The organism is Staphylococcus nepalensis, from assembly GCF_014635045.1.
Classification (GTDB): domain Bacteria; phylum Bacillota; class Bacilli; order Staphylococcales; family Staphylococcaceae; genus Staphylococcus; species Staphylococcus nepalensis.
This window is the reverse complement of sequence record NZ_BMCF01000002.1, coordinates 171791-196002: the sequence shown is the minus strand read 5'-3', so window position 1 is coordinate 196002 and position 24212 is coordinate 171791. Positions and strand designations below refer to the sequence as shown.

The 24212-nt window shown below is 32.2% G+C and carries 23 protein-coding genes and 1 other annotated feature; of the genes, 1 reads left to right on the top strand and 22 read right to left on the bottom strand.

Annotated features, from left to right (window positions below; translation table 11 throughout):
* Window positions 1-86: 86 nt before the first annotated feature.
* The 8 genes from IEU88_RS03985 to IEU88_RS03950 all read right to left on the bottom strand — a co-directional run bounded on the left by IEU88_RS03985 (window position 87) and on the right by IEU88_RS03950 (window position 8795).
* On the bottom strand, window positions 87-359 hold the full coding sequence (locus IEU88_RS03985) for a hypothetical protein (RefSeq protein ID WP_125147425.1): 273 nt from the start codon (window positions 357-359) through the stop codon (window positions 87-89).
* 339 nt (window positions 360-698) lie between these two features.
* Entirely contained in the window at window positions 699-995 is a 297-nt protein-coding gene (locus tag IEU88_RS03980) for a hypothetical protein (protein ID WP_096809290.1), read from the bottom strand.
* 99 nt (window positions 996-1094) lie between these two features.
* Window positions 1095-1235 carry a DUF2089 family protein gene (locus IEU88_RS13650; RefSeq protein WP_096811209.1) on the bottom strand — a complete coding sequence of 47 codons (141 nt, stop codon included), beginning with the start codon at window positions 1233-1235 and terminating at the stop codon, window positions 1095-1097.
* 622 nt (window positions 1236-1857) lie between these two features.
* Entirely contained in the window at window positions 1858-2679 is an 822-nt protein-coding gene (locus tag IEU88_RS03970) for a squalene/phytoene synthase family protein (protein ID WP_103373689.1), read from the bottom strand.
* A 328-nt stretch (window positions 2680-3007) separates the two neighbouring features.
* Entirely contained in the window at window positions 3008-3817 is an 810-nt protein-coding gene (locus IEU88_RS03965; RefSeq protein ID WP_199194483.1) for an aldo/keto reductase, read from the bottom strand.
* A 179-nt stretch (window positions 3818-3996) separates the two neighbouring features.
* Entirely contained in the window at window positions 3997-4704 is a 708-nt protein-coding gene (locus IEU88_RS13855) for a prepilin peptidase (RefSeq protein ID WP_096809285.1), read from the bottom strand.
* 186 nt (window positions 4705-4890) lie between these two features.
* A complete protein-coding gene (locus tag IEU88_RS03955; RefSeq protein WP_096809284.1) occupies window positions 4891-6153 on the bottom strand; it encodes a bifunctional folylpolyglutamate synthase/dihydrofolate synthase in 1263 nt (420 codons plus the stop codon).
* A gap of 11 nt (window positions 6154-6164) precedes the next feature.
* Window positions 6165-8795 carry a valine--tRNA ligase gene (locus IEU88_RS03950; protein WP_103373473.1) on the bottom strand — a complete coding sequence of 877 codons (2631 nt, stop codon included), beginning with the start codon at window positions 8793-8795 and terminating at the stop codon, window positions 6165-6167.
* Window positions 8796-8837: 42 nt separating this feature from the next.
* Window positions 8838-9079 (bottom strand) — a binding site (T-box leader).
* Window positions 9080-9137: 58 nt separating this feature from the next.
* Between IEU88_RS03950 and IEU88_RS03945 the strand changes: the two genes are divergently transcribed.
* Window positions 9138-9716 carry a DNA-3-methyladenine glycosylase I gene (locus IEU88_RS03945; protein WP_096809282.1) on the top strand — a complete coding sequence of 193 codons (579 nt, stop codon included), beginning with the start codon at window positions 9138-9140 and terminating at the stop codon, window positions 9714-9716.
* Between the two features lie 396 nt (window positions 9717-10112).
* Here the strand turns inward: IEU88_RS03945 and IEU88_RS03940 are convergent, their stop codons facing one another.
* From IEU88_RS03940 to rpmI, 14 genes are all read right to left on the bottom strand, one after another.
* Window positions 10113-11195 carry an AbrB family transcriptional regulator gene (locus IEU88_RS03940; protein ID WP_103373474.1) on the bottom strand — a complete coding sequence of 361 codons (1083 nt, stop codon included), beginning with the start codon at window positions 11193-11195 and terminating at the stop codon, window positions 10113-10115.
* A gap of 221 nt (window positions 11196-11416) precedes the next feature.
* Window positions 11417-12700 (bottom strand): glutamate-1-semialdehyde 2,1-aminomutase, encoded by a 1284-nt coding sequence (gene hemL, locus IEU88_RS03935; protein WP_096809278.1) that lies wholly within the window; start codon window positions 12698-12700, stop codon window positions 11417-11419.
* A gap of 13 nt (window positions 12701-12713) precedes the next feature.
* On the bottom strand, window positions 12714-13691 hold the full coding sequence (gene hemB / locus IEU88_RS03930; RefSeq protein WP_096811208.1) for a porphobilinogen synthase: 978 nt from the start codon (window positions 13689-13691) through the stop codon (window positions 12714-12716).
* Window positions 13681-14367, bottom strand: a complete 687-nt coding sequence (locus IEU88_RS03925) for a uroporphyrinogen-III synthase (RefSeq protein ID WP_096809276.1) — start codon at window positions 14365-14367, stop codon at window positions 13681-13683. The genes hemB and IEU88_RS03925 overlap by 11 nt, the downstream gene beginning before the upstream one ends.
* A gap of 18 nt (window positions 14368-14385) precedes the next feature.
* Entirely contained in the window at window positions 14386-15312 is a 927-nt protein-coding gene (gene hemC, locus IEU88_RS03920; RefSeq protein WP_096809274.1) for a hydroxymethylbilane synthase, read from the bottom strand.
* Between the two features lie 47 nt (window positions 15313-15359).
* Entirely contained in the window at window positions 15360-16196 is an 837-nt protein-coding gene (gene ccsA / locus IEU88_RS03915; protein ID WP_096809272.1) for a cytochrome c biogenesis protein, read from the bottom strand.
* A 21-nt stretch (window positions 16197-16217) separates the two neighbouring features.
* Complete coding sequence (gene hemA / locus IEU88_RS03910) at window positions 16218-17552, bottom strand: glutamyl-tRNA reductase (protein WP_096809269.1); 1335 nt, start codon at window positions 17550-17552, stop codon at window positions 16218-16220.
* A gap of 159 nt (window positions 17553-17711) precedes the next feature.
* Window positions 17712-18299, bottom strand: coding sequence for a ribosome biogenesis GTP-binding protein YihA/YsxC (yihA, locus tag IEU88_RS03905; protein WP_103373298.1), 588 nt, complete (start codon window positions 18297-18299; stop codon window positions 17712-17714).
* A gap of 272 nt (window positions 18300-18571) precedes the next feature.
* A complete protein-coding gene (clpX, locus tag IEU88_RS03900; RefSeq protein WP_096809263.1) occupies window positions 18572-19834 on the bottom strand; it encodes an ATP-dependent Clp protease ATP-binding subunit ClpX in 1263 nt (420 codons plus the stop codon).
* 186 nt (window positions 19835-20020) lie between these two features.
* Window positions 20021-21331 carry a trigger factor gene (gene tig, locus IEU88_RS03895; RefSeq protein WP_096809261.1) on the bottom strand — a complete coding sequence of 437 codons (1311 nt, stop codon included), beginning with the start codon at window positions 21329-21331 and terminating at the stop codon, window positions 20021-20023.
* Between the two features lie 183 nt (window positions 21332-21514).
* The gene (locus IEU88_RS03890) at window positions 21515-22438 is read right to left on the bottom strand and encodes a hypothetical protein (protein ID WP_096809258.1); all 924 of its coding nucleotides are present in this window, start codon (window positions 22436-22438) and stop codon (window positions 21515-21517) included.
* A gap of 12 nt (window positions 22439-22450) precedes the next feature.
* Window positions 22451-23062, bottom strand: a complete 612-nt coding sequence (locus tag IEU88_RS03885; RefSeq protein WP_096809256.1) for an NUDIX domain-containing protein — start codon at window positions 23060-23062, stop codon at window positions 22451-22453.
* A gap of 516 nt (window positions 23063-23578) precedes the next feature.
* Complete coding sequence (gene rplT / locus IEU88_RS03880) at window positions 23579-23935, bottom strand: 50S ribosomal protein L20 (protein ID WP_096809253.1); 357 nt, start codon at window positions 23933-23935, stop codon at window positions 23579-23581.
* Window positions 23936-24001: 66 nt separating this feature from the next.
* Window positions 24002-24202: a 50S ribosomal protein L35 gene (rpmI, locus tag IEU88_RS03875; RefSeq protein WP_096809251.1), complete on the bottom strand. Its 201-nt coding sequence runs from the start codon at window positions 24200-24202 to the stop codon at window positions 24002-24004.
* Window positions 24203-24212: the final 10 nt, after the last annotated feature.

The following is a 24212-nucleotide window of genomic DNA, read 5'->3' as shown; positions in this document are numbered from 1 at the left end:
GCTATATTAAAAAAGAGCGGCAAAATTTAGCCACTCATAGCTCGTCACCTTGCAACCAATCAAGCAAAAACGTGTGTAATTAAAAATTATATTCTTTTCTCCATAGATTTAATTCCTAAATTTATCGCTAATAATCGTCGTTCATTCAGTGTTTTTTGACTATTACGGGCTTCGGTTTTATCAATCTGTCTTTGAATTGAAAGTTTTAAAGAATATAACGCCTCAATTGCTAAAACAATATCTTCGTCTATATAGTTAAAATCAATATTTCCCCAATCATTGCTTAAAAAATTTAAAGCTACTGCAAAAGCATTTCTCTTTCTTTTTACAAGAATTGTATTTGCACCTTTAACCTTCATGCTCATATAAGCTTTTTCTAGTTTTTTAACGTAGCATTTAATGATTTCATAGCCATATTTTGTGTTTCTTTATTTATGGTGCCCTCACTTCCAAAATTTAAATTCACACTGCCAAAATCATTCTATTTTTAAATTACTTTTCGTTCGTTTTTAAATTCTGTTTTGTTAATTCAGTTAAGTTGATTGGCTATATAACTTATATGAATATATTTTTTTAACTTTTCTAGTTTTTAATACGTGTAGTTTTTTAAATATAATTGAAATACTTCTTTTTACCGAAATACAAAACAAAGATTTTATTATTTGTACTCCTTTAATTAACTATAACTACATATAATGTTAACTTAGGTCCTTTCCTTCCATCTTATGTAATTCTTTTTGCGCTTTTTTCTTATTATCTTTTTGAGCATTTTCCCATTGACCTAAAAGGAATAAAAGACCAATAACGCCAAATATTAAAGTTCCCCAAATATTTAATCCTAATTTTTCTGTTGAATACAAATATATAAGCGCCATTACAAATAAGAATGGTACGATGGCCCCCACTAACTTATTTCCTGTTTTGGATAAGAAGTATTGTATAGCAAATAAAATCGCATATAAAATAACTGGTAAAAATATCATGAAGTTATCCAAATCTATTCGCTCTCCTTTACATTATTATAAATTTCTAATAATTGTTTAGCATCATTCCAGCCTAATTTTTTTCAATCGCTAGCTTTCTTACATAGTTTACTAATGAACATTCTCGTTGTCTTGGACTGATTCTATGCTTGCAATTACATTATTTAACCGTTGCCTCACTGTTGGATATGAAACTTCATAATATTTAGCTAAAGCTTTTAATGATCCAGAGTTTAAAACAAAGTTTTTAATGAATTAAAATCTGATTTTTCTAATTTTTTATCCATTTAGATATATCATTATTGTTCAATCAAACCGCTCCCTATCAGGCACATTAACAATTTTTTCAATAAAGTCCAATTATACTTAAATATAATTGAACTATTTATTAATAATATTTAAGTATAAAATTCATTTTATATATTTAATGAAGAATGAATTTACTAATACAAAAATAAAGAACCTTGCTTACTCCAAATATTTTTATTATGGTACTAGATGTTGTGTTTTCTCAATTACTTCCAAAAGATAGAGATTATCTTTATAGATTTTCGGCTAAAAAAACTATAAAAATAAGAGTAAACTAATTTTTTATGATTAAACAAGACTCAAATATTCAATTCGAACCTTGTTATTTCGATTTAAATTTATGTTTATTTAAATAACTAGTATCGTTATTATATTTTTATATTGATTATTAATATAAAAATCAAAAGATTCAACACTGTCGTTCTATTCATAAATTTATCTTCTTTCTTCCCATAAAATATACAAGATTTTTCTGTTGCTAATATTTCAATCAACCACTTAAAAAAGCATAGTCTGCTTTCAAATGTATAAAATACAAATTGAAATAGCTACGCTTTAAATAACACTATTCTTCTTTTTTTACTTCTTCTACAGTTTTTTCAACTTCTTCACGGGTCATTTTTTCGCGCCCGTCTTTCATAGCCTTAAGCGTTTTATGTGCAAAAGCTAAAGGTAACCGACAGAATAATAAAATGGTTCTTTTATGAATTGCTTTCATGTACGCATCAGCTTTTGCTAGGTTTTCTTCGGCATAAGCAAATAAGTCTTCACGAGTCCAATCGTCTGGAACAAAACTCACATCTCGCTCCTCAAGATCTTCTTCTTCATTTCTTAAAATATTTACTGCTTGAAGACCACGACCATACCCTATTGCTAGCTCTCTATCTGTTTTCACGCCTGCGCAGAAATCCCATAGTTGAGAAAGCATTACACCTACAAGTCCTGCTACGTAATATGTATAATCGTCTAAATCTTCTCGCGTTTTAATGCTCCAGTTTGCTTTTGCCCATTTTGCCATACCATATGCCATTTCACTAGAAGATGCCATAACTATCGATCTTGTTTGATCTGGGCATGCAGCCAACCAATCCCCTAACCTTACTGTAACCTCAGGTAATTTGTCTTTAACGGGGTTAATAACCTCTAAATATCTTTCTTCATCAAAAGGTGCTTTAAGTAATTCACTGATTTGCATTAACATGCTATGTTTTAAGTCATTTTCAATTTCTTCATGATCCTCGATTTCATCTATTGCACGCATAACTAAATATGCACAAGCTACTGAGTGTTTTAGTTCTTTTTCTAAAAAAGTTATTGGAATATAAAACGTACGGCTTGTCTCTTTTAAAACGCGCATAGCATCTTTTGGGAATTTCTTATCTGCCATTTTATGTCTTCCCCTCCCTTTTCTTGATATTATCATATTATTACATATTAAAATAGCATATGCTATGATGAAGTTATTTTTATTACTATCATTTTCGAAAAGTGTAGATTTTAAGTATAAATTGTTATTTTTAATTTTGTAGGACTTGCAATGTACTTTTTTAATTATTTATAAATAGATATTTCTTTAACAAATTAAAAAGCGAGAATGAAATCAAAAATAAGTGAGTTGATTTCAAATCCCGCTTTTAAATGATAACTGTATTCCTAAAATTTGGCGAATCAAATTTTACTTTGGTTTTACAGTTCAAGATAATACTTATGCAATTTTATACAAACTCTTCATATTCATATGGATTTTGTCCTTCGACGCGTCCGTCTTCACCTTTATCTAAAGCGTCAATTGTTTGTATATCATCTTCTGAAAGTTCAAAATCCAAGTAATTAAAATTATCTATTTGGTGTATATATTGAGAAGCTTTAACTACTGGGAAAACTTGTTTTTGGTTTATCCAATTAATGATAATTTGAGCAGTTGAACGGTTATATTTTTGAGCTATTTCTTTGATTGTATCGTTTGTTAACACATCGTTGATTTCACGACCTAATGGGCTCCAAGCTTCGGGTAATACACCGCGTTTAAGGCATTCTTGGATTAATGCGTTGTTATTAAAGTATGGTTGTATTTCTATTTGATTGGTTGCAGGTGTTACACCTGTTGCTTCAATAATGTCATCTAAATGCTCAGGCATGAAATTAGATACTCCGATTGTTTTAATTAATCCATATTTTTGAGCATCTACTAAGGCTTGCCAAGCTTCCACATATTTACCTTGTTTAGGATTAGGCCAATGGACTAAATATTTATCGAAATAATCTAAGCCCGTTCTATAAAGCGACTCTTGTATCAGGTTAATGGCTTTATCATATTCATGACTTGAACCTGGTAATTTAGCACTTACATAAATGTCTTCTCTTGGAACACTTGAACGACGAATAGCTTCACCTACCATACCTTCATTGTTATAGTTTGTGGAAGTATCAATAACTCTATAACCTAGATTCAACGCATTTTCTAATTGTTTAACGCCGATGCCCCCTTGAACATTAACAGTGCCTAACGCTATATGTGGTAGCATCGTGCCATCGTTTAATAGAAATTTTTCATATAAACTCAAAATATAACTTCCTTTCAATTCATAATATTCAATTAGTAAGGGAATATTGTTATTTTCACCTTTTAATAGTTATATTTATTGTTTACCCACTTCTAATACCTTTTAATCTGTATTTGAATTTCATAATGCCTAATTAAATATTAATAGAACAAGTTAACTTCATGCATTTTTAAATGTACTAACGCCGTTTCTATACAATAAGCGATATAGATAAAAGGAATAAGCGGTATTTTAATTTTTCTTTTCTTCAACTTTAATACTAAAATGATAGCAAAAACACTACCGCTTAAAAATGTTAAAAATAACACATTGATAAAATATATGTAAGGTAATAAATAAGATAACAGAGCACAAATTAAAATATCTCCATAACCAATCGCACTTTTAAAGCATATATAAAAGAGATGAAGTATAAACGTGATGACTAAAAATTGATACACATTTCCCTCAATAATAAAAATACTACTAATGGCAAATATTAAATACATATGTAAAGGGATAGACAAAGTTTGTAAATCATATAACGAAAATATAAGAAGAAATAAATATATCAATAAGAAGGAAGTTAACGCTTCAGAGGTAAAACTGAATAGCAAATAAAATGCTGGTATAAGTGACGTTATTTCGCCGATAAGATAATACTTATTGAGTTTTTGATAGCAGCATGAAGCGCGTCCCCAAAGTTTAATATAGCTGACTACGGGTATCATATCTCTAAATTTTAATTGTTGGTTGCAAAAATCACATTTAGATCTCAAAAGTAAATATTTTAAATTGAATTTTTTCATGAAACACAAGTGATAAAGAAAACTAAACAGTATAGGACATACGATGAGTAGTAGTAGCAATGTTCGCCTCCTGTCCTCATTATATCACCCTTGATTTAAGGTTATAAGAAAAAAGTCATTTATTAAATTATAATATAAAAGAGCAATGAAAAAGCTAGTTAATCACTCAGTGTTTCTCTCACTAACATTGAAAAAACACTAAATCATTACTAGCTTTTTAAATAATCATAAATTAATATATTATAACTAGAAGTTAACTTTAGATTTAACTTCACTGATAAAATACAAACTACCTGTAATCACTAAACCAGACCCGTTATAATTTTCAATAAATTGAACAAAGTCGTCTATAGTTTCTTTTTGCTCGAAACGTATTTCGTCATATATTGTTTCTTTAGTACACGCTTTGGGAAAATCAAAATCCGTTACATAAAAAGTTGAAGCGACTGTTTTCAATTGATCAACCATGCTATGGATTGGTTTTCCTTTAATTGCAGCGTATAAGATATCTACAGACTCTAATTTGTAATAATCTTTTAAAGTTTTAATTAGAGCTTCTACGCTTTCTAAGTTATGCGCGCCGTCTATAATCATTAGTGGTTGATCTTTAACTTTTTCAATTCTTCCTGTCCAATTGACCGATTCAATGCCATCAATCATTTTATTAAAATCTAACTCGACTAATCCTGACTCATTCAATTCTATAAGCGCTGTTATTGCTAATGCAGCATTTTCTTTTTGATGTTCGCCCAACATATTTAAAATAAGTGTTTCTAATTCATAATTTTTATAACGGTACGTAAACTCATCACCTTGAGAAATCACACTAATATCTCTATCTAACTCTATACCTTCTGCATTTTGTTGTTCTACAAAATCTCGAATAACTTTCAGTGCGTCTTCATTTTTTACTGCGTAGATTACAGGTGTATCTGGCTTAACAATTGCGCCTTTATCTTTTGCAATATCTACATAAGTATCACCCAAAATATCTACATGATCTAAACCAATACTTGTTAAAATACTAAGTATTGGTTTAAATACGTTTGTTGAATCATTTTTGATACCTAATCCTGCTTCTACTATTACAAAATCTACTGGATGGATTTCTCCGAAATAAAGAAACATCATAGTTGTAATAATTTCAAATTCAGTTGCTGTGCCAAGTTCTGTTTCTATTTCTAATGCTTCACTTACTGGTTTTACTTTTTGAACTAATGCTACGATGGCGTCATCACTAATAGGCGTACCATTTAAACTTATGCGTTCATTAAATGTTTCTATAAAAGGCGATGTAAAGGTACCGACCTCATATCCATTATCAACGAGTGCTGATCTTAAATATGCAACAGTTGACCCTTTACCATTCGTACCACCGACATGAATACCATTGATATTAAATTGTGGGTTATTTAATCTATTTAACATCCACTCCATGCGTTTAACACCTGGTTTAATGCCAAATTTAGTTCGTTCATGTATCCAATATAAGCTGTCTAGGTAATTCATGTTTAGGACTCCTATGCTTTTAATTGATTAATACGTTCTTGTACACCGTCATATTTTTCTTGATATGTTTGTTTTTTTTCACGTTCTTCATTAATAATTTTTTCCGGTGCCTTATTAACAAAGTTTTCGTTAGCTAATTTTTTATTAACACGGTCCAACTCTTTTTCCCATTTTAATAGCTCATTTTCTAGTCGTTCAATTTCTTTATCCATGTCAATTAAGCCTTCTAATGGTAATACAACTTCACCTGCAGATGTGATGGATGTCATTGCTTTTTCAGGAATTGTAATAGATGTATCGATAACCAATTCACTTGGATGACAGAATCTATCAATGTAATTTGAATTATTTGTTAACGTATCTTTTAAATTTTCATTTTTAGCTTGAATGAAAATTGGAATTGCTCTTGATAATGGTGTATCTACCTCTAATCGGGATTGTCTCACTGATTTAATGATTTCAACTAGTTGTTGCATTGTTTCTTTACTCTCATCAAATACGAGCGCTTTGTTTACTTTAGGCCAAGCCGCATTGACAATGGTCTCACCTTCATGAGGTAAGTTTTGCCATATTTGTTCTGTGACAAATGGCATAAATGGATGTAGCATTCTCATCGTATTATCTAAAACATATGTTAATACAGATCGTGTTACTTGTTTTTGAGTTTCATCTTCGCCGTTCATTGGTATTTTACTCATTTCGATATACCAATCACAGAACTCGTCCCAAATAAAGTTATAAAGTGCTCTACCAACTTCGCCAAATTCGTATTTTTCACTTAAATCTGTTACTGTATCAATTGTTTCATTCAAACGAGTTAGAATCCATTTATCTGCTAATGAAAGATTACCAGTTAAATCAACATCTTCAACTTTAAAATCCTCACCAATGTTCATAAGACTGAAACGAGCAGCATTCCAAATTTTATTGATAAAATTCCAAACAGATTCAACTTTTTCTGTAGAATAACGTAAATCATGACCAGGTGAAGATCCTGTAGCTAAGAAATATCTTAAGCTGTCTGCGCCATATTCGTCTATAACATCCATTGGATCCACACCATTACTAAGTGATTTACTCATTTTACGCCCATCTTCTGCACGTACTAATCCATGTAATAATACATCATTAAATGGACGTTGGCCAGTAAATTCTAAACCTTGGAAAATCATTCTTGCTACCCAGAAGAAAATAATGTCATAACCAGTTACAAGTGCATTGGTTGGATAATAACGTTGGAAATCCTCGCTTTCAACATCAGGCCATCCTAACGTTGAAAATGGCCAAAGCGCACTAGAAAACCATGTATCTAATACATCTTCATCTTGAGTCCAATTTGCTTCATCTTTAGGTGGCTCTTCCCCAACATAGATTTCTCCTGTTTCATTATGATACCAAGCAGGTATTTGGTGGCCCCACCATAATTGACGAGAAATTGTCCAATCTCGAATTTCTTCCATCCAACGGTTAAACGTTTTTTCAAATCTATTAGGTACAAAATCAATTCTATTATTTGTTTTTTGGTTATTTAAGGCTTGTTCTGCTAATGGTTTCATTTTAACAAACCATTGTGTAGATAAGTAAGGTTCAACCACTGCGCCTGAACGTTCAGAATGTCCTACTGAGTGTTCATGTTCTTCTATTTTAATCACTAAGTCTTGTTCTTGTAAATCTTTAACTAATGCTTCACGACACTCAAATCTATCCATGCCTTGGTATTTACCAGCATATTCATTCATATGGCCAGATTCATCCATAACAGTAATACGTTCTAAATCATGTCGGTTACCTATTTCAAAGTCATTTGGGTCGTGTGATGGCGTTACTTTCATCGCACCACTACCGAATTCAATATCAACATATTCATCTGCTAATATAGGTAATTCCCTTTCTACTATTGGTAAGATAACTTTTTTACCGATAACATCTTTATAACGTTCATCATTAGGGTTTACCACGATAGCAGTATCACCTAACATTGTTTCTGGACGCGTAGTAGCTATTTCAATATAACCTTCGCCATCCGCATAAGGGTATTTGAAGTGATAAAATTTGCCTTGAATATCTTCGTGGATAACTTCTATATCAGATAAAGCTGTACGCGCAATTGGATCCCAATTAATAATATATTCACCACGATAAATTAAACCTTTATTATACATGTCAACAAAGACTTTTTTCACGGCTTTACTTAAACCTTCATCTAATGTAAAGCGTTCTCTACTATAATCTAGCCCTAAACCTAATTTAGCCCATTGTTGTCTGATAAACGTAGCGTATTCTTCTTTCCAATCCCATGCCTTTTCTAGGAATTTACTTCTACCTAAATCATGACGAGATAGTCCTTCTTCTTTAAGTTTTGCTTCTACTTTAGTTTGTGTAGCAATACCTGCGTGATCCATACCAGGCAAGTATAATGTATCGTACCCTTGCATGCGTTTCATTCGCGTAATAATATCTTGTAATGTTGTATCCCAAGCATGTCCTAAATGTAATTTTCCTGTTACATTCGGGGGCGGAATGACAATCGTATATGTTTCTTTTGAATGATCTTCTGAAGCTTTAAAATAGCCATTATTAACCCACTCGTCATAACGTCCAGCTTCAACTTCATTTGGATTATATTTTGGTTTCATTTCCATATGTTAAAATCCTCCTTAAATAAATAAAAAAACCCATCCTATAAATAGGACGGGTTTTCCGTGGTACCACCTAAATTCAAGAAATTAGCATTCCAATTTCAAGCACTCAAAATTATGATTAACGCTCAAACACGCTTTAACTTAATCTATAATCAAAACCAATGATTTATTTCAGTCAAAGTTCAATGTGGGCTACCTTCAATAAGTTAAATTGTACATTTTCAGCAACCATGTACTCTCTGTTAAATTTCAGCTTATTTACTCTTCCCAGTAGACAATATTCCTTTACTTGATTATAGTATAATGGATATGAAAATAAGTCAATAAAATGGAGTGAAATTTATGAACGAATGTGCATTCGGTACAAAAGATCCTGTTTATATTCATTATCACGATGAAAGTTGGGGCCACCCACTTTATGATAACCTAAAATTATTTAAACTAATAGCTTTAGAATCCCAACATGCTGGACTTTCATGGTTAACTATTCTAAAGAAGAAGTCATCTTATGAGCAGGCTTTTTATCAGTTTAACCCAGCACAAATTGCACAAATGACTTCAGAAGATATAGATAGGTTAATGGTATTTCCAAATATTATACATAACCGAAAAAAATTAGAAGCAATTGTAAATCAAGCCAAGGGCTATTTTGAAATTGAAAAAGTGTATGGCAGCTTTAGTGATTTTTTATGGTCGTATGTTGATTTTCAACCTATAGATTGTGGGTACACTAATCCAAGTGAGCGTGTTACAGTCGATGCACGTGCAACTGAACTCTCTAAAAAATTAAAACAGTTTGGCTTTAAGTTTTTAGGTCCTGTAACTGTTTATTCATTTTTAGAAGCTGCAGGTTTGTATAATGCACATTTACAATCTTGTCCATTCAATCCAAAGTATTATAATGGCAAAGGGTTTGAATAATCAAGGTGTTAGATAGCAGCGATATTGCTTAAACGACTACATTGTTCTGTGCCGTTCTGCCTCTCAAGCGTGACAAAATGCAAAAGAATAACTGCTCGCTTATTTTGTACAGCCTCATTAATTTCACACTATTATATCAATAACGCTCTACTCTCTTTAATTTATTTCAATTACAAGATGATTTAAATTAACTATAAATCTATTCCTAACTATGTTCTAACCTTATCACTGATTTCAAATTTCAAACAAAAAACCACTCCGAAGAGTGGTCAAAGGATGAAGTACTGGAGGTACTTCATCCTTTATATTATCAAACAAAATTATATTGTTCAACGCAATAATTATTAAAATATTGTAAACTTGTTAAAGTGTTAGGCGAGATTGTATATTCAACAATCATTTTTCATTATGATAACCTTGTCTTGCTCTATATTTAAGAAAATAATTTAACATCGGTGCAATTAAAAATAGTATAAAGAATATTCTAAAGATATGATAACTCGATATCATAGCTACATCAGCACCTGTTTCAATGGCAACTAACACAATTTGACTCATTCCCCCAGGCGCTGCACCTAAGAATAGTTCGTTTACTTGGTGATGAGAAACAGAAGATATAAATAGTACCATTACAAACGCAAGTAAAATCAATAAAATATTTTGAAAAGCGATTGCTACAGCAATTCTTCCTTTCATTTGATCTAATAGTTTTGCAATTTGTATACCTATACGTATCATATATATGATTTGAGCAGCAGCAATAATATAATTATCTAACGTAAACGTCGCACTAGTAAATAAATTCCAACAAATAAGTACAAGTATTGGTGCAAGTAATTGCTTCGTTGGAAAATTTATTTTTTTCATAACAAAATAAACAACAGTTATCGCAATAATTAATATAAGTATATTAGGGAGGGTTAAAGCTTGTGTTAAAGTTTTAGTCGTATTGGTAGCAAGAGCCCCACCATTATCTGGATTTTTAAAAAAGTAAGATAAAAAAGGTACGAGTATTACAACAAAGATAATTCTAGAAGTTTGCGTTAGACTCACTACCATAATATTCGCTTTTTTATTCTCTTCCGCCATAATTAACATCTGGCTCAAAGCACCTGGAATAACGCTAAGTATCGCTGTTTCAGTATTAACATTGGCAATTTTTTTAAAGAAATACGCAATAATTAACGCTAATACAAGGAGCATGACAGTAATCATAACGATGGTAAACCAATCATCTTTAATATCTAAAATAACAGTTTTAGTAAAAGTAGAACCGATTTGAACACCTAATAATACTAATCCTATTTGACTCAACCAAAATGGCCATTGTACATCTAGGTGTAAATAACGTATACAAACGATACTAGCAATAATCGGACCAAACATGAATGGAAGTAAAACATGTGCCGCATTAAGTATCAAACTAAAAATAAGTGCTAGTATTAATACGATTAAGTTACCTTTTAATTGCTTATTCATATTCTCACAACTTTCTTAAGTATCGTCACCCTATTATGTAAATTTAAAAGGAGCGAGTTAGAAATCAAAATGTTTAATTTGATTTCGAATCCCCGCCCCCAAAGGTAAAAAAGAACTCTAAAACACTTAGTATACTTACTGTAACGAAACCGGCCATCTAAAACACTTTACTGTTTCCATCAGTATAGTACATTATTGATGTTAAATAAAGTTGGTATATATTAGACAATACGACTTAAAGCAGTATCAAACGCTTCTAATGTTTTTTGGATATCTTCCTCAGTGTGTGCAGTTGAAAGGAATGTGCCTTCAAATTGAGATGGTGGTAAAAAGACACCTTCTTTAGCCATTTCTCTGTACATTTGGCTAAACATTTCTAAATCACTTTGATTCGCCTCTTCAAAATTGGTTACTGGCCCTTCATTTAAGAAATAGCCTATCATAGAACCAGCACGATTAACAGTGATTGGAGCATTATGTTTTGCAAAAATAGTTTTCAAACCATCTTCTAATAGGTCCCCAAGTTTATTGAAATAATCATACGACTCAGGTGTTAATTGTTTTAGTGTTTCATAACCACTCGTCATTGCTAATGGATTACCTGATAACGTACCTGCTTGGTAAATATTACCTGAAGGTGCTATATGATCCATAATTTCTTTTTTTCCACCAAAAGCAGCTGCAGGCAAGCCACCACCAATCACTTTACCTAAACACGTTAAATCTGGTGTCACATTAAAGTATCCTTGCGCACAGTTATAACCTACTCTGAAACCAGTCATTACCTCGTCAAAGATAAGTAATGAGCCGTATTCATTTGTGATATCTCGTAGTCCTTGCAAGAACCCTTCAACTGGTGGCACAACGCCCATATTACCAGCTACTGGTTCTACAATCACGCCTGCGATATCGTCACCATATTCTTTAAATGCAACTTTAATAGATTCTAAATCATTGTATGGTACTGAAATTGTGTTTTTAGCTATGCCTTCTGGTACACCAGGGGAATCAGGTAGCCCTAATGTCGCAACACCAGAACCTGCTTTGATTAATAGTGAATCACTATGGCCGTGATAACAACCAGTAAATTTCACAATTTTATTTCTACCAGTATAACCTCGGGCTAAACGTAAAGTATCTAGCGTTGCCTCTGTACCTGAAGAGACCATACGTAATTTTTCAATAGAAGGAACGCGGTCTATAACAAGTTCAGCTAATTTATTTTCAATAATTGTTGAAGCACCAAAGCTAGTCCCATTGTCTACAGCCTCATGTAATTTTTCATTTACTTGCTTATTCTTATGACCCAAGATTAAGGGACCCCAACTTAGTACGTAATCAATATATTCATTACCATCAATATCATATATTTTTGAACCTTGTCCATGATCCATAAAAATAGCAGGTGTGTCTACTGATTTAAATGCTCTTACTGGACTATTTACGCCGCCTGGCATCAGTTGTTCGGCTACCTTCATTGCTTCTATAGAATTATTATATCCCATTAAAATTGCCTCCTTATTGTTCATCAATATATTTACAAATATCTTTAGAGAAATAAGTGATAATCATGTCAGCGCCTGCACGTTTCATTGAAGTCATTTGTTCCATCACTACTTGTTTTTCGTCAATCCAACCGTTAAGCGCTGCAGCTTTAGTCATACTGTATTCACCACTCACATTATATGCGACTACAGGCACATTGGTTGTATTTCTTACATCTCTGATGATATCTAAAAAGCTTAATGCAGGTTTAACAATCATCATATCGGCGCCTTCATGTAAATCACTTTCTAGTTCTCTCAATGCTTCTCTTCTATTGGCTGGATCCATTTGGTATGTTTTTCTATCTCCAAATTGAGGTGTAGATTCAGCAGCATCACGGAATGGTCCAAAGAAACTTGAAGCATATTTAATACCATAACTCATAATTGGTATATTGTAATAGCCTGCTTCATCTAGACCTGCTCTAATTTCAGCAACAAAACCGTCCATCATATTACTAGGCGCAATAATGTCAGCACCTGCTTCAACTTGGGAAATGGCAGTTTTAACTAATAGTGGTAATGATTTATCATTATCTACATCTTGCGTTTTTTCATTAATGACGCCACAATGGCCGTGATCTGTATATTCACATAAACATGTATCTGCTACGATAAGTAAATCGTTGTACATTGCTTTGGCTTTCCTAGTCGCTTCTTGAACAATACCATTATGGTCATAAGCGCCTGTACCAACAGCATCCTTTTCGTTTGGTACGCCAAAGAACATAATACCTCTGATGCCTAATTCATAAGCTTCTTTTATCTCTTCATCAATTAAATTTAAACTTAATTGGTATACGCCTGGCATAGATTTAATTTCTTCTTTAACATTGTCGCGTTCAACTACAAAAATTGGATAAATTAAATCTTCTTTACGTACGTGTGTTTCACGCACCATATCTCTCATAGATTTGCTACTGCGTAATCTTCTATGTCTATCAAATTGCATCATTTTCCCAACTTTCTAAGATTTTATTTGTTAATGAGTCTAACGTTTGTATATCTGAAATAGTGGCATCATAGCCATAGTGCATTATAGTATCCAATGTTTGCTGACCTATTGCATAGTAATGGTTAAATACAGGCGTTGGACCTTGTTCAAAAAAATATTTCACTGCTGATGAACTCGCAAACGTGATAGCATCTAATTCATTATATTTCATCATTCGTTTAACCATTTCAATGTTATCTTTATGTGGTATAGGTCGGTATAAATCAATTTTACATACATGATGCCCTTGTTGTTTTAAACTATTTTGTAATAAAGGACGCGCTTGTGCACTAGAAGGTATCAAAATATTACTACCCTTTATAGTTTTAAAGGATTTAAGAAAACCTTCTTGCGAATAATCCGATGGATAATATAGAACATCAAGCCCGATTGATTTGCAATATTCTGCAGTTTTAGCGCCTATTGCAGCAAATTTTTTCACTTTCACTTGCGATAAAAATGATTGAAAATATCTGACTGCGTTTTTAGACGAAAAAATAAGCCAGTCATAGTCGACTTTTAACAAATTTAAATCAAACGATAACGGTTCCACATCTATAAAAGGCTTGTGTAGAATATTTATACCATCTTTTTTAAATTCGTTAGTTTGTGTCATAACTATCACTGGTCTCATTATTTTCACCTCGAACGATTATTGTTCTTCGTTAAGTGCTTTAATTATTTCATATGCACCTTGCGCATTTAAAACTTCAGTAACTTTTTCACCGAGCTCAACTGGATTTGTACCACGCTCTGTGTGTTCGTAACGTTCTTTACCATCAGGTGACATGATTAGTCCTGTAAATACTATTGTACCATCACTATTTTTACTAGCATAGCCTCCGATAGGCACCTGACAGCTTCCATTCATACGCTCTAAAAATGTACGTTCAGCGGTTACACATTCGGCAACGTCATGGTTATGGACTTGTGTTAATAAGTCTAATAATGCTTTATCATCCGACCGACATTCAATGCCTAAAGCGCCTTGTCCTATTGCTGGTATTAGCGTATCTTCATCCAAGTAGTCAGTAACGATGTCATCTGACCACCCCATACGCTTAAGTCCTGCCGCAGCTAATAGTATAGCATCATAATCTTCATTTTCTAATTTACTTAATCGCGTGTCTATATTTCCACGAATCCATTTTATTTGTAAATGAGGATATTTAGCAAGTATTTGAGCACCACGTCGTAATGAACTCGTACCAACTATACTATTATCAGGTAATTCATGTAGAGGAACATGATTTTTTGCTATATAAGCGTCATAGGGGTTTTCTCGATCGGGCACACATCCTAAAGTTAATCCTTCAGGTATAACACTTGGGACATCTTTTAAAGAATGTATAGCCATATCAATTTCTTGACTAAACAAGGCATTTTGGATTTCTTTAACAAATAAGCCTTTGCCTCCAACTTTAGATAATTGTTTATCTATGATACGGTCGCCTTTTGTTACGATTTCTTTAATTTCTATCTCTAAACTAGGGTCAATCGCTTTTAATTTATCAATAAACTGTCTGCTTTGCGTTAAAGCTAATTTACTTCTACGTGAACCTACAACTAATTTACGCATCATGCGCAACCTCCTAGAAAAAATCTATTTAACTTAATCATACATCATTAAATACCTGTCCATTGATGAAAATCAGATATATGCGAAGCGAAAAATAAATTAATCATACTAAGACAAAATAATATGATATTAAAATAAATCAATTTGTGCTTATTTATGATTTTTTTCACTCTAAAAATCAAATAAATTCCATATAATAACGTTATTATTAACGACATGATTACTTTAGGATCTATAAGAATATATCCCCCTAATGTATTGAATCCCCATTGTGCACCTAATATGATACTAAATATAATGAAAGTAAAACCTATTAAACTACTATAGAACACGACTTGTTCAAGTGTAGCTACACTTCCAATCCTAAAATATTTTTGATCAAATTTCTTTTGTTTCAAATTATTATATTGTATTAAATACAATATACAATTGACAAAAGCAAATGCAAATAATGCATAGCTAATGACCGCAAAACTAATATGGACTATGAGCAATTCATTTATAATATTTAATTTCTCACCCGTACTTTGATATCGCATCGGTTGGAATGTATTAACAGCAATTAATAGAAAGCCAATAATATTAAATAGAAATATCGACAAATTAATTTGCTTAATCACACTAATCACTATTGAAATAGAAATGATTAACCATGCTAATGCAAAGAACACATCAAAAATGTTTCCTAGGGGGATTTGTTTTGTCACATTTATATATAAAGATAAAGAGATTGTTTGTAACATCCAAACAACCCCTAATGTAACAAAACCAATCGTTTTAATCCTATGGTTTTTTCTCACAAAATCAAAAAAATAACAAGCAATGCTAAGTAAATAAATTAATAAAATAAGTTCATTTAGTCTAATGAACAAAAATTCTTGCATATCATCACCATTTGCATATGCTTATTCAAAACTAAAAATTTGACTTGTCGTAGCTACATTACGCTTTTTCTTTTTGGGTTCATAAGCTTGTTCTGCTTCAATGTCAAAAATGTTTTGAAATAGCTCTAATTTTTCGTTACCTTTTTTGTCACTACTCAACTCTTTAGCCTGCTTAATAGGATCTTTTAACATTTGGTTAATGATACTTTTGGTGTGTTTTGATATAATTTTGCGTTCTCTTTCTGTTAAACCTGGGAGTTTTCTATCAATACTACTCATTGTATCTTCTTGTATATTCATTGCTTTTTCTCTAAGCGCACGAATTACAGGAACGACACCTAGCATATTAACCCATTCATTATGTGCGTCAATTTCTGCTGGTATTCTCTGCAAGATTTCATTGGCTGCATTCTGACGTTCTTTAAGGTTAGCATCTACTAATCCTTTCAAATCGTCAACATCATAGTTAAACACATCTTGAACAGCATTTATATCAGGTTCAATATCTCTTGGAACTGCAATATCTATTAACACAAGTGAATCATTTTTTCGTTGCGATTGTATTGAACTGATCATGTGATCCGTAATAATATACGTATCTGAACTAGTTGAACTTATAACTATATCGGCATGAGCCAAAAGTTGTGGTAGTGCTTCCATAGATTCATATTTAACATCATGTGCTATAGCTAACTGTTGCGCTTTGCTCACAGTTCTATTTACTATAGTAATATCTGTTACATTTGAACCTATCAAATTTAAGAGTGATAATTCACTCATTTCCCCTGCACCGATGATCAAAGCTTTTTTATTATTAATTTTGCCAAACACTTTCTTACTGAGTTCAACTGCTGCATATGAAACACTTACTGCATTATCTGCTATATCAGTGTCATTGTGCGCTTTTTTCGCAAAAGTAATTGCTTGTTTAAATAAGTGATTAAATACAGTACCCGTCGTATCTTCTTCTTGAGCAACAAAGAATGCATCTCTGATTTGTCCAAGAATTTGAGTTTCACCTAATACTACAGAATCTAATCCTGAAGTAACTTGCAATAAGTGTCTTACTGCATCGTCCCCCACAGTTACTTCAGTCATAGCTTTAATCTCTTCTACTTCAAATCCAAAATTTCTCGCTAAAAAACGTTGAATATAATAGCGACCTGTATGAATTTGATCAACAACCGCATATACTTCTGTACGATTACAAGTTGATAATATTACATTTTCTAAAATAGATTTAGTTTCGAATAAATCAACATTGGCTGAACGTATGGCATCATCTTTAAAAGCAACTTGTTCTCTCAGTGCTACATCTGCTGTACGATGATTAATGCTTATCGCAATTAAATGCATTTATAACGCCCTCCATACATATTACAATAAGTAAATTATAACACAATTATCATTTGAGTTAAGCAACTTGCACACGTAAATTAGAAATATTCTAATTTACATTCAAATAGTTGTCATAATTTGTACAATTAATGTTGCCCATATCATTGTTATTAATTTTTATAAATATTTTTCAATTATATTCCATACCTGTTGTTGCTTACTATTTTTTATAGAAGAATAACTTATAATTTCATCTTCAGGTTCCATTTCAAGTTTCCGTTGTACATTGGATAAATGTTTTTGGACTTTACCTTTTGCGATTTTATCTTCTTTAGTTGCAACAACCAATATTGGAATATCAAAATATTTCAAATAATTATACATTAAAACGTCATCTTCTGTGGGATTATGTCTTAAGTCAACGAGTTGAATTACCAGTTTTAGAGACGCTCTCTGCGAAATATACTTTTCAATCATTTTCCCAAACGCTTCACGTTGTTTTTTGCTTACTTTGGCGTAACCATATCCTGGTACATCTACAAATACAAGCTGGTTATCAATATTATAAAAATTGAGCGTCTGCGTTTTACCAGGTTGTTGTGATGTTCTAGCCATATTTTTACGACCAATCATGCTATTGATAAACGTTGACTTACCAACATTAGATCGGCCACTCAGCCCAACTTCACTCAAACCTGTTTCAGGATATTGTTCAGGCTTGACAGCACTTATTAGTAATTCAATTTCATTAGGATTTATTTTCATTACCGACCCTCTTTTCTATTAAACATACTCCATTATTATATTACACAATTTCAAATAATAATATGTATTTTTCTATGATTTTATACCTTTTAACAAAGAAAGAGGCTAAGACATAAATACGTCTCAGCCTCGAATTTCATATCGGCACTACCGCTACTTGAAAATAAATTTTGTGTCAAACTTTTTCGAGTTTAGCATGTTCGCCGTTACACAACAAAACAATCTTTTTTTAGGAAAATTGGAATTGTATCGTTTTCTTTTGTGTTACTAAATTAAGCAGAAGTTTGTTCCTTGTTTACAAGGTTTCCTTCTTTATCGTATAGTTCAGGATTTTTTTCTTCATTAATTGTTTCTTCAGTTATAACTACTTTTACAACACCTTCAGAAGATGGCACATCGTACATAATATCAATCAGTGCTTCTTCGATAATTGAACGCAATCCACGTGCGCCTGTTTTACGTTCTATGGCTTTATTACTAATAGCTGATAATGCTTCATCTGTAAATTCTAATGCTACATCATCAAGTTCTAACATTTTAGTATATTGTTTCACTAACGCATTTTTAGGTTGCGTTAAGATGTTTTTCAATGCATCTACATCTAATGTTTCTAAATTAGCAACAATTGGCACACGACCGATAAATTCAGGGATTAAACCATATGATTGTAAATCTTCAGGTCTAATTTGTTCAAGGATAGCATCTTCATCATATTTAGATGCTTCGCTACTTGAAAAGCCAATCACTTTTTCTCCAAGTCTACGTTTGATTACTTCATCAATACCATCAAATGCACCACCAAGTACAAATAAGATATTCGTTGTATCAATTTGAATTAACTCTTGGTTTGGATGTTTACGACCACCTTGTGGCGGCACGCTTGCAGTAGTACCTTCAAGAATTTTTAATAATGCTTGTTGCACACCTTCACCAGACACATCTCTTGTAATAGATGTATTCTCTGATTTTCTAGCTATTTTATCAATTTCGTCTACATAAATAATGCCTTTTTCTGCTTTATCTACATCAAAATCAGCTGCTTGAATTAAGCGTAGCAGAATATTTTCAACATCGTCACCTACATACCCGGCTTCAGTTAGACTCGTAGCGTCTGCAATCGCAAAAGGTACGTTTAAAGTTTTAGCTAGTGTTTGAGCTAGAAGCGTTTTACCGCTACCTGTTGGTCCGATTAATGCAATATTACTTTTTTGTAATTCAACATCATCTTCGTTTGGACCTAAATTTTGAACACGTTTATAATGATTGTACACTGCAACTGCTAGAGACTTTTTAGCTTTTTCTTGGCCGATAACATAATCATTTAATTGGTCCATAATTTCTTTAGGAGTTGGTAATTCTGTTAGCCCCTCAGATTCTGACTGAGCTAATTCTTCTTCAACTATTTCTGAGCATAGCTCAATACATTCATTACAAATGTATACGCCACTTCCTGCAACCAACTTCTTAACTTGATCTTGGTCTTTACCACAGAAAGAGCATTTTAAATTTTCTTCATCTTCATTGAATTTGAACATTCTATTTACACCCCTATTCCCTAAAGACTATACTAGATAGCATTTTAATATGCAACTTGAAGAAAACTCAAGTTTTTTGCACAAAACATTGTAGCAGACACATTGTTCAAATGCATCTGCTACTAATTTACAATATTAAACAACTAATCTATATTCCTACAAACAATATGCTTGAGAAATGTTTAGTTACGCTTCTGAGTCATCTTTAGATGGTTCTACTAATTTTGCTTCTTCAACTAATAAATCGATTACTTTTTGGATACGCACATCATTTTTCACAATGTCAGTATTTCCAAGTGTTTGTTTAATATCTTCAACTGAGATATTAAATTGTTCACTCATTTTTTCTAATTCTTTATCGATATCAGCGTCAGTTACTTCTACTTCTTCTGCATCAGCAATCGCAGTTAAAGTTAAGTTTGTTTTAACGCGTTCTTCTGCGTCGTCTTTCATTTGTTCTCTTAACTGTGACTCATCTTGTCCAGAAATTTGGAAGTAAGTTTCTAAATTAAGACCTTGTTGTTGCATACGTTGTCCAAATTCTTGAACCATACGGTCTAATTCAGTTTTAATCATAGCTTCTGGAATATTAATTGTTGTGTTATTAGTTGCTTTATTGATAGCTTCCTCTTTTTGAGTGTTCTCAGCTTCAGTTGCTTTTTGTTCAGCTAAACGTTTACGTAAATTGTCTTTGTATTCGTCTACTGAGTTAGCTTCTGCATCTAATTCATTCGCAATTTCATCATTTAATTCTGGAACATCTTTATATTTGATTTCATTTACTTTTGTTTTAAAAGTAGCTTCTTTTCCAGCTAATTCTTCAGCGTGGTATTCTTCTGGGAAAGTTACGGTAACATCTTTTTCTTCGCCAGCTTTCACGCCTACTAATTGTTCTTCGAAGCCTGGAATGAATGAACCTGAACCAATTTCAAGGTCATAACCTTCAGCTTGTCCACCTTCAAATTGTTCGCCATCGACATAACCATCAAAGTCGATATTGACAGTATCACCGTTTTCAACTGCGCCGTCTTCTTTAACAACCATTTCTGCTAAATGACCAAGTTGATGATCGATTGATTCTTGTAATTCTTCTTCTGTTAATTCAGTATTTTGTTTTTCAACTTCTAAACCTTTGTACTCACCTAATTCTACTTCAGGTTCAACTACAACATTTGCTTCAAATGTCATATCTTCACCTTTTTCAATTGATGTCACGTTAATTTCTGGTTGATCAACTGGTTTGATTCCAGCTTCGTCAATAGCTTCACCGTAAGCTTCTGGTAATAAGATATCAACTGCATCTTGATACAATGCTTCTACACCAAAACGTTGTTCAAAAATTTGGCGAGGTACTTTCCCTTTACGGAAACCTGGCACATTAATTTGTTTAACCACTTTTTTGAAAGCTTGATCAATTGCTTTGTCTACTTTTTCTGCTGGAACAGTAACAGATAAAACGCCTTCGTTACCTTCCTTTTTTTCCCAAGTTGCTGTCATGTATAAAAACCTCCATGATTATCCTATTTTATTTTTTCAACTTCATTATTATAGCACACGTCAAAGCTCGACACAAATTATGAACTTTATATGAATAATCAATGAAAAATTGAAACTTATTTTACTTTTATATTTCCTTTTTAACGTTTACCCATGAATCAAATAAGTTAAATACAAAATCCACTATTTTTCTTTATCTAAAGAAACGATAAATGTAATAACATGGTTTGTTTCATCTAATATTTCTAAGCCTACCATAGATTTAAAGTAGTTACTATACGCTTCTACCCAAGCATCTTTGGTTGCAATGTTTTCAATATTTATTGGATAAAGTAAAATGGCATGATTGTTCAATAAGTGAAGCGCTTCTTCAATAAGTTGCGCTGCGTCATCCTCAATATTTTTCAAAACATTTGGAATAACATCAGTCTTAAACGTCGTGTGTTCCAACCCTTCAAGTTGGTATGGTATCACATCAACTTCAAATCCAAATTTATGGATGTGAATTGTTGATTCGCATTCAGCAAACCGTAAATATTCTAACATAATACTTACAACGTTTGGTGCTAAATGTCCGTCATTTAATAAATGCATAACTGTTTCTTGGTAACGATATTGACTATAATCAATTAACGATAAAATTGTATTAACTTGTTCCCTTAACGTTAAAGCATCAAAATTTTGTAGCATTTGTGCTGCCCGTGTATTATGCTTATCTATTTGACTCAAAGCATATTCTTTAATAGGAAAAAGTTCCATTCTTGTCTTATGGTCATTTACTTCATCGATAATTTGGTTGATGATTTCGACAACTTCAAAATATTGACCCAAACCATTTAAGCTTTGTACATAATAGATGATTAAATCATCGTAATTTGAAATGCCTTGTTTTAATAAAATGATCGCTTCTTCACGTAACTCTAAGTAATGTTCCATCTTATAAAGCATAGCACATTTCAACAGAGCCATTTGTTCATCAAGTTCAAACTGTGCTTCTAGTGACTCAAACAGATTATACATTGTTTCAAAGTCATGCTTATTATATGATTGCTTTATTTCTCTAATCAATTTATCTTTTGAGCGTGGAAATGGAATAATATCAGACATTGATCAACACCTCTATTGTATTGCCTGTAATATGAGTGCACTCCATGTTTCAAAATCATCATATTGCTCTATCTTATTATGATTTACCCATTTGATTTTTAAAGTGTCTGTTTCTTTAGCCTCTACATCATTACTATCGACTTTAATTTTAAAGACAACACCCAAGTGGACTTCACCAACTTCATTTGTATCATCATTGATAAAACCTATGTATGCTAAATTTTGAGATTTATGCTCTGGTAAACCTACTTCTTCATCTAATTCTCTTTGAGCATTTACTCTGAGCACTTCGTTAATAGATTCAGCGCCTTTAACATCATTCATATGACCACCAACGCCAATAGAAGATTGGCCATGCAAACGAGATTCTCCACCGCCAGAAAGACGTTCATAAACTAAAATTTCATCGTGCTCGTTTTCTAAGATACAATATGAAATAAGTTGTTTGTAACTTGGATCTTCTTCCATGTCACCACGACGTTTAATTTCATATTTAGAAAGTGTTTCAAAAATGTCTTGACCTTTATTAGAATTTTTATCTAAAAAACCATTAAATTGATTATTTTCGTTATCAAATAAAACTTTTCTTGGTACTACTGTAATCATTTCATCAAATTTAGACATTGGTTTCTCCTTCATATGTGACTTCCTTGTCATTTTATCAAATCATTTACATATCTCAAAATGATACTACAGTTAATAAGGTACAGACAGAAATACAAAATTTCAATACCTCGAGATCTCCCACAAAACGTTTCTGCCTATGAGACAAAACACAAGCGTAGAAGCATTTTCATACACAATGGCATGTTCCAATCATTATATATAAACGATTCGTTTCCATAAGCAGAAGATGTCAACTAAAACGCATGCACAAGCTTTACTTTAAAAGGCGTCGTTCTCTAAACATTTGATACTCATATGTTTCATCTACATAATCATTGCTGACACCACATAAAACAGAGCGAGATAGAAATCACATTTTGCTAAAATGATTTATCTAACTCGCTCCGATAAGATGGTTATAAAAAAGTATACAAGCTTGATATTAAATACATTTTCATTTTAGTTATTTATATTGTCTATATATCATTTAAGGCCAAGACATTACATATGTCTTAGCCTCTTTTAACTTAAAAATTATTTTAAAGCGTCTTTAGCTTTAGCAACTAATTCAGCAAAAGCTTTTTCATCTGAAATAGCAATCTCAGAAAGCATTTTACGGTTAACATCAATACCAGCTTGTTTTAAGCCATTCATTAATCTTGAATAACTCATATCGTGTTGACGTGCAGCTGCGTTGATACGCGTAATCCATAATTTACGGAAATTACGTTTTCTTTGACGACGATCACGGAAAGCGTATTGTCCTGATTTCATAACTTGTTGTTTTGCAACTTTATATAATGTGTGTTTAGCACCGAAGTAACCTTTAGCTAATTTAATCGTTTTTTTACGACGCGCTCTTGTTACCGTTCCACCTTTAACTCGTGGCATAATAAATTCCTCCTCAAAATGTGTACATTCTTAATTTTTCGTTGTTTCTTATAGCTATATCATCAATTATTTTTTATAAGTTAATAATTGTTTTACACGTTTCATGTCTGATTTGTGTACTAATGAAGCTTTACGTAATTTACGTTTTTGTTTAGTAGTTTTGTGTGCAAACATATGTGAAGTGAAAGCTCTTGAACGTTTTAATTGACCTGAAGCAGTTCTTTTAACACGTTTAGCAGCTCCACGGTGTGTTTTCATTTTAGGCATGATTCATTTC